The 1,295-nt window shown below is 64.4% G+C and carries 2 protein-coding genes and 2 tRNA genes; 1 reads left to right on the top strand and 3 read right to left on the bottom strand.

The window, feature by feature from the left end; translation table 11 throughout:
• Positions 1–142 precede the first annotated feature (142 nt).
• Positions 143–601: a hypothetical protein gene (locus tag EPD81_RS10545; protein WP_142805397.1), complete on the top strand. Its 459-nt coding sequence runs from the start codon at positions 143–145 to the stop codon at positions 599–601.
• A gap of 250 nt (positions 602–851) precedes the next feature.
• On the opposite strand, the gene EPD81_RS10550 is transcribed toward EPD81_RS10545, so the two are convergent.
• The 3 genes from EPD81_RS10550 to EPD81_RS10875 all read right to left on the bottom strand — a co-directional run bounded on the left by EPD81_RS10550 (position 852) and on the right by EPD81_RS10875 (position 1,201).
• Positions 852–927, bottom strand: a tRNA-Ala gene (locus EPD81_RS10550).
• A 32-nt stretch (positions 928–959) separates the two neighbouring features.
• Positions 960–1,034 (bottom strand) — tRNA-Val (locus EPD81_RS10555).
• Positions 1,035–1,078: 44 nt separating this feature from the next.
• Positions 1,079–1,201 carry a hypothetical protein gene (locus tag EPD81_RS10875; protein ID WP_255446517.1) on the bottom strand — a complete coding sequence of 41 codons (123 nt, stop codon included), beginning with the start codon at positions 1,199–1,201 and terminating at the stop codon, positions 1,079–1,081.
• Positions 1,202–1,295: the final 94 nt, after the last annotated feature.

The raw sequence follows: 1,295 nt of genomic DNA on the forward strand, positions 1-1,295 counted from the left end.
CGAGGCGCCCCGGGGGACAGGATATCCCCCGTATCGGATCATTTTTGCCCCGTTTTGTCCCGAAAACGGGGCATGCGTCGGGGAGAGGAGATCAATGGCTTACTTGTTCAGCGGTTCCTGAACTGGAAATGGAGGCGATGGCATGACGACACTGCGGCAGGCCGGGCGGGCGGAATCCCGCACCCAGAAGGCCGACGGCGGGCTGAAGCTGACCACCTTCATCCCGGTGCGCTTCGTGCGCCACCGGGCGAAGAAGGTGGTGGTGCATCCGACCACCGACGGGCGCCTCGCCACCCCGGCCCAGCTCGGCGCCCCGACGGCGGATGCCGCCCTGATGCGGGCGCTGGCGAAAGGGCTCTTCTGGCAGCAACTGCTGGACGAGGGCAAGGTCGGCAACATCGCGGAACTCGCCGCCGCCGAAGGCATCGACAAGGTGCGGGTGCAGAAGACGCTGAAGCTGGCCCGGCTGGCGCCCGACGTGGTCGAGGACATCGCCCGGGGTCGGCAGCCGGTGGGGCTGGCGCTGGAGTTTTTCGTGCGCCATCCGCTGCCCGACGACTGGACGGCGCAGCGTCAGGCCATTGCGGACCTGGCCGGGTAATGTGGTTCGATGTGTCTCTCGGCGGGCATTCTGGAGCGCAAACCACCGCCCGGAAACCCGCGCCGTTGCGAGGGGTCGTCAGCAGGGCGACCTGCGCATAAACAGAGAAAAGAGAGAGATTCGGGCGGTCGGAACGGGAAAATCGGGGTGAAAACGGCCGCCCCGGAATTCGCACCGCCCGCAAAACCCCGCGCCGCTTGGGCCTTCGCAGGACGTGAAAAAGACCAGAGCGCGTCTGGCCTTCTGGAATTGGTGGACCGGAGGAGGATCGAACTCCCGACCTTCGCATTGCGAACGCGACGCTCTCCCAGCTGAGCTACCGGCCCACGATCTTGCACGACGGTACAACCCACCTGGGTGGTGGGCGGTAGTGGGATCGAACCACTGACCCCTGCCGTGTGAAGGCAGTGCTCTACCGCTGAGCTAACCGCCCGTCGTGTGCAGAGTTCGTTATGATACGGGCTCGATCATCGGGCGTCAACCCCGTGCAAGGCAAAATAGAAATGTCCGGTAGTTGGGCAAGATAAAGATGTCGAGGGGCTCGGGCACGTCCTGGGCGGCGTCGAAGACCTTGAAGGAACCGCTGAACAAGTAAGCCATTGATCTCCTCTCCCCGACGCATGCCCCGTTTTCGGGACAAAACGGGGCAAAAATGATCCGATACGGGGGATATCCTGTCCCCCGGGGCGCCTCG

It is taken from the genome of Tepidiphilus sp. J10, assembly GCF_006980785.1.
Lineage (GTDB): Bacteria > Pseudomonadota > Gammaproteobacteria > Burkholderiales > Rhodocyclaceae > Tepidiphilus > Tepidiphilus olei.

Coding starts and splice junctions, on each gene's coding strand:
- EPD81_RS10875 (WP_255446517.1), bottom strand. CDS start 1,201: ATGGCTTACTTGTTCAGCGGTTCCTTCAAGGTCTTCGACGCCGCCCAG.
- EPD81_RS10545 (WP_142805397.1), top strand. CDS start 143: ATGACGACACTGCGGCAGGCCGGGCGGGCGGAATCCCGCACCCAGAAG.